Origin of the sequence: Cellvibrio sp. ARAG 10.3 (genome assembly GCF_051846955.1) — a bacterium.
Lineage (GTDB): Bacteria > Pseudomonadota > Gammaproteobacteria > Pseudomonadales > Cellvibrionaceae > Cellvibrio.
The window spans coordinates 1-4,978 of record NZ_JBPYCU010000037.1; the positions used below are offsets into that span (position 1 = coordinate 1).

Here is a 4,978-nt window from a genome sequence, read left to right on the forward strand (position 1 = left end):
CCGGATACCCGCTCTTCTAATGACATGTCTAACCAGACATACCAGGTGCCGTTGCCGGCCGGCTTGACGAATTTGTCCTCGTAAAAATTGACCGTGGACAATTCGCGCGTCCGTGCCAGATTGCCTGCGGACGATTCGCGTTTCTGATCCGCCTTCAACCATTTCAGGAAATCTGGCGAGACGTAGCAGGCGAACGCGTCGATTGCGGGCAAGTACTCTTTCACGCCGGATTCGCGCCAGGTATTGAGCGATCGCCAAATGTAATGCGTGTACATGTACACACTGGCGTGACCCGGCATATCGGGTGTTAGCAAGGCTCCCTGCGATACATCCGGTGGCACGTGCAGTTTGAATTTCTTCTGCACGGTCGCGAGCTGCCAATGTGCATGTATGAGAACGATGGCCAACACGACGATTACCATGAGCAGATACCACGCGAGGCGTTCGCGCGCCGTCAGTGCATTACGGATGCGGCTCATAAACTTCGGCCCCGTGAATAGCGCGCGGATTCGTTAAGAACTTTATCGGCAAAACCCAGCTCGGACATCACCAGATGAATCCACTCTTTGTAATAGTGATCGCCGTGTTGTTCTTTGATGGATTGCAGCCGACCCAGCGCGAACATGGTTAAACCAAACGCTCCACCAAAGAAAAGACCGGAACCCAGAATGATCGCCAGACTGGATGAGATCGCCAGACTGGCAATTGCCACAAGAATACCGACTACTGATGCGATGCCAATGTTGATCACGACAAGCGTCAGGATCTCTGTCGTTGTGCACCCCATAAAAATCACGGGCTCATCTGTCAGTGCATCGGCAAGTTGGTTTTCAGAGTGTTCAGGTTTCATTCGTGGATACCAATTACACTAAAAATTGGTTCGTCAACCACAGCGCGATGGCCAGCACGACCAAGAAGAGAAAAATGCCGCTGGCAATAGACTTTCCTGCGGCGATCCATTTGGTGTCACCGTTCTTGGCATCCCGAATGTCACCTATGGCTTCCCATATAACTTTCAACCCGGCGTAGAGAACACCAAGCCACAACACAACGGCGACGATATACTTGATGATCTGAACGAGCATATTGACTGGGTCGTCATCATCCGCATCCACCCCGTCCGGTAAAACATTAGGCAGTGGTGGCTGGGCTTCCGCACCTATCGGCAAGAAAAAGACGACGATGACTATTGCGGCAAAGAGACAGAACAAAATAACGCGACTGTCAGTTGCTGGCTTTAACGATGAATTCATTACATGTAACCCTCAAGACATTAACCAAATAAAAAACATCAACAAAACGATCGCGCGGGCGATGGTGTTCACCATGTCCCCTGCCTTCATTTCCTCTGCTTGCAGTCGTATCCACGCCCCCTTTACTGTCACGAATAGCAGGTAGCCCAGGATGACCGCGACAAAGAACGCACATCCACCATAGAAATACGCGGCCTCATAACCGGTGACGTCACGAAAGCGATCCAGGACGCTCATCGATGTGAGTATTCCCCGTCCAACAACGGCACACGCCGTGGGGAGCGGACAGGCTTCGCCAAGTGCCGAGATACACCGTCGCGAATTAATCCAATGTCACTACGCAGCTGGTCATAATCCAGGGGAAAACGTGTGTCCGCCGATTGGTTGTGCTCGGCCTGTTCAATCAATGCGAGGGTTGCATCGAGCTGACGAATCAATTCTGTTAATGCCAAACGCTCCGCATCGGTCACGTGATCAACACGCGAGTCGGCGACGCTATTTAACGTGAGCGCAAGTAACATCATGCTGATCAAGAATCTCATTGCATCACCTCATTACCAATGATCAAAAACGGATAACGGGTCAGCCCCAAATGCTGGTGAAAATCATCGCCGTTCACCGGCGACAAGGTGATCGGTGCGGCATATTCCTGTAAGCGTGCAAACTGCTGTGAGGTTGCGACATTCACAACAAAACCGTGCGCACCGGTATTTAGTAAATGTTGTTTGTTGTGGTGCAGCCACGCGAATGATTGGCTGTCGTACCCGACAACAAAGATGGGCATTGCAGCGGCCGTCGGCAGCACTTTTTTATGTACTGAGCCCGGACGCATACCGACGGTGCGAATGGGGTATGCTGGTGTAAACTGGATGCGCTTCAAGGGGATCGGCGGTACAGAGCCCGCGTGCAAATCCTGTGTCCAGGGCAGCGGCTTACCCCCGAAGTCGGCTAACACAATCGGCTGTGCCATCGCGATATTGGCAGCGAGACCGAACAGCAAAGCACTAAGCACCGCGAGGTTCATTATTCGGCCTCCTGCGGCACAGGCGTATCAATGGACGCGGTCAAGGTCGACATGGCGTGTTGGCGACGTTGCCAACGGGCTTTCACGCGCTCACGATACTGGCTGGCGAGTTTGGGATTGCCTGGCGAGTGGTAGCGGCCCACTGCAATCCACCAGTCCGGATTACCCTTGCGCTGCGTGTAGTCATACTCGCTGCGAATTAACTTCGCGGCATACGCCAAATTGATGTAGGGATTGAGTAGCTGGACGGGCGCGGTAAAGTTTTTCTTATGCGCACACCAGTGAACCTGGCACAAACCAATGTCGACCCGGCAGCTGCCACCGTTGATGACTTGCAATAACTGGTGGTGTGCATCAGCCGGTGTGTCGTAGTACGCGCCCTTACCGGCGATGTTCAATGTCCAGGGCCATGGCAGATGTTTGTCTTGCCACCGTTTTCCGGATTCCTGTAGACACACCGCAAACAATACATCGGCGGGCACTTGGTATTTTTCTGCAAAATATTTGTATGCACCAGGAATCTCGAGTTGCGTCAACGCCTGGGCTGCGGACGACAACAGAAGCGCGAGAGTGATGAGGAAACGTCTCACAGGCGCACCTCCGTTAATTGTTTCTGCCCATTGTCTCGGCGAAATAATTGCGGCAAGGTTGTGTCAATCGCGATGCGCTGAAAAAACCCGGTGTCAACGTTCAACGTCACTTGCTTCGTCGCGTTCACTTTCTCCGGTGCAATGTTGTTTGTTTTTGCCCATTGGGTTATCACGGCGCGGTCAGATGTGCCGACAAAATAAATATCCAGTGATGCACCGATGCTCATCACATGCGACAAGACACGGCGACACGTCGGATTGCATTGGTCATCGGTAAACAGCACCAGTCGGTCATGGGACTGCACTTGCATCAACGTCGGCTGGTCAGCAAGCAACGCCGCCAACTTGGGCGCAAAGATTCTCTCTTTCGCCGTTTCATAGGTGAGGTACCAGGCACGTTCGGCCATCAGCCGATTCCAATCTTGTCGTGCCGCAATTTCCGCATAGCGCATGCGCTCAACGTCAGTCTTGGCATGGACACCGAGTGCGGAGACAGGACTGATATTCGGTGTCCAGATACCGCGCGGTCCCGCCATGATGTTTTCGTACTGACGCCAGTCGCTTTCGGTTAATCCCCACGCTTGCCACGGCTGCGACGTTAACGCCGTTTCAGTTCGTGACGTTGTGGTTCGATCACTGAATTTTATCGGTGGTGTTTCGGTCTTCGGTGCATCTTGACGTCGTTCAGGTCCAAGCAGGTTCTCCAACGATGGAAACTGCGCAACGGTGCTGAGGGATATGACCGCCATCGTCAGTGACGCAATAACGGTAACGAGGTTGCGAGTTCCCTTCATAGTCCGGCCTCCTGGCGAGTTTGCGACTCAAGGTGAACGAATTCCGCGCGACGGCGATCCGGATCAACGTTGAGCAATTGCCAACCGTTCAGTCGCTGGCCGGTGACCATCAATCGAGACGTCCCGCGTGTGTCTTCCACGCGAACCGACAGCGTCTCGCCAAACTGGCGAATGGAGGTCACGCGAAACGGTAAGGCCATTGTCGGTGATTCGGTCGTCGCGGGTGTTTTAGCAGACGGCGCAACGTCTCTCGGTGCGGCGCGCTGCTGCATGAGCGCGGCCACGCGCTGCATTTGTTGATCAATCGCCGTGGTGTTTTTGTCGAGCGATGTCTGCATTGCACGCAGTTCGGTTTTGTGCGATTCGATAACGGTCAGCATCTCGACGATGTAGCCTTCTATCGCTTCAATGCGTGCCTGGTTTTGATACGCCAGGCTGATGTCATTGCTGACACTGGCTGCGGCGCTGCGTGACGGTGTCAGCGGTTCGGGTGAGACCGGAGCCTGGGACTCTGGCCGAATAGTTTGCACGTCAGTGTCACGCGACGCTGAGTCACCGGCGACGCCCGCTGCTGGCCCCACATCACGAGCGAGTGGATCAACGACCGTCGCGGGTGGCGCGATTGGTGTTGGATCGACGTTGATGGAATACAACACGTCGCGCACGGGTGCTTCAACATGATTGACGGTCGAGGATGTCTCTGTCGGCATTGGCGGAACAACGGGCTGCGTTATCTCTGGGGCGATACCGTTTGGGGCGGGAGCCGACGCGATGGGTACACGTGGCCACTGGCCGGTATAACCCACATACGCCATCGCTACACCCGCAATCCCAACGACCATCGCGAATAGAATTTTCAGGCTGAGCGGCAGCCCACGACGGTGAGAGGCAGGTACCGGCGCGGCAGGCGGTGCAGTGTCCGCCTGCTGAAGCGGCGGCAGCGAGTCCCGCAGGTTGACGATGTTGCTAGGTTCTGACGTCATTGAGTAAATACCCATTTGCTAAATTGCTAAATTGCTAAATGAATTTTTTGAATGTGGATGCGGTGTAATACACGGCAATAAAAAACAGCGCCTGCGGTATCAGAAAATACAAACCGGGATTAAACGTGAACGGCAACGTGAGATAGAGCCCACAACCAACCCCGAGGCTTGGCGCAACCCAGCGGCGCACGTGGTGATACAGGAAAGAGGATTCCAATCCACCGCATTCTTTGCGGATGTCGCGATCAACGAGACCGTCAATCAATCCGAGCATGCCCCAGATTAAAAATGCGGGTAATGCAAGCACGACCGTGACAAGCCGAATGATGAGGGT

Annotated in this window: 10 protein-coding genes; all 10 read right to left on the reverse strand. The window is 54.1% G+C overall.

The features are described 5' to 3' along the window. The coding region (locus ACSV5M_RS21335; RefSeq protein WP_439178867.1) for a DUF2895 family protein at nt 1-479 on the reverse strand (479 nt) is incomplete at its 3' end. Continuing rightward, nucleotides 476-850 carry a DUF3487 family protein gene (locus tag ACSV5M_RS21340; RefSeq protein WP_439178868.1) on the reverse strand — a complete coding sequence of 125 codons (375 nt, stop codon included), beginning with the start codon at nt 848-850 and terminating at the stop codon, nt 476-478. The genes ACSV5M_RS21335 and ACSV5M_RS21340, both read right to left, overlap by 4 nt. Nucleotides 851-863: 13 nt before the next feature. Then, nucleotides 864-1,253 (reverse strand): hypothetical protein, encoded by a 390-nt coding sequence (locus ACSV5M_RS21345; RefSeq protein ID WP_439178869.1) that lies wholly within the window; start codon nt 1,251-1,253, stop codon nt 864-866. A gap of 12 nt (nt 1,254-1,265) precedes the next feature. Next, nucleotides 1,266-1,490, reverse strand: coding sequence for a hypothetical protein (locus ACSV5M_RS21350; protein ID WP_439178870.1), 225 nt, complete (start codon nt 1,488-1,490; stop codon nt 1,266-1,268). After that, nucleotides 1,487-1,795, reverse strand: coding sequence for an RAQPRD family integrative conjugative element protein (locus ACSV5M_RS21355; RefSeq protein WP_439178871.1), 309 nt, complete (start codon nt 1,793-1,795; stop codon nt 1,487-1,489). Before ACSV5M_RS21355 ends, ACSV5M_RS21350 begins: the two co-directional genes overlap by 4 nt. After that, nucleotides 1,792-2,277: a PFL_4695 family integrating conjugative element protein gene (locus ACSV5M_RS21360; RefSeq protein ID WP_439178872.1), complete on the reverse strand. Its 486-nt coding sequence runs from the start codon at nt 2,275-2,277 to the stop codon at nt 1,792-1,794. Before ACSV5M_RS21360 ends, ACSV5M_RS21355 begins: the two co-directional genes overlap by 4 nt. Next, entirely contained in the window at nt 2,277-2,867 is a 591-nt protein-coding gene (locus tag ACSV5M_RS21365; protein WP_439178873.1) for a hypothetical protein, read from the reverse strand. Before ACSV5M_RS21365 ends, ACSV5M_RS21360 begins: the two co-directional genes overlap by 1 nt. Beyond that, entirely contained in the window at nt 2,864-3,661 is a 798-nt protein-coding gene (locus tag ACSV5M_RS21370; RefSeq protein WP_439178874.1) for a TIGR03759 family integrating conjugative element protein, read from the reverse strand. The genes ACSV5M_RS21365 and ACSV5M_RS21370 overlap by 4 nt, the downstream gene beginning before the upstream one ends. Continuing rightward, on the reverse strand, nt 3,658-4,644 hold the full coding sequence (locus tag ACSV5M_RS21375) for a hypothetical protein (protein WP_439178875.1): 987 nt from the start codon (nt 4,642-4,644) through the stop codon (nt 3,658-3,660). The genes ACSV5M_RS21370 and ACSV5M_RS21375 overlap by 4 nt, the downstream gene beginning before the upstream one ends. A 34-nt stretch (nt 4,645-4,678) precedes the next feature. Then, nucleotides 4,679-4,978 (reverse strand): DUF4400 domain-containing protein (locus tag ACSV5M_RS21380; protein WP_439178876.1); only part of this gene is annotated, 300 nt, incomplete at its 5' end.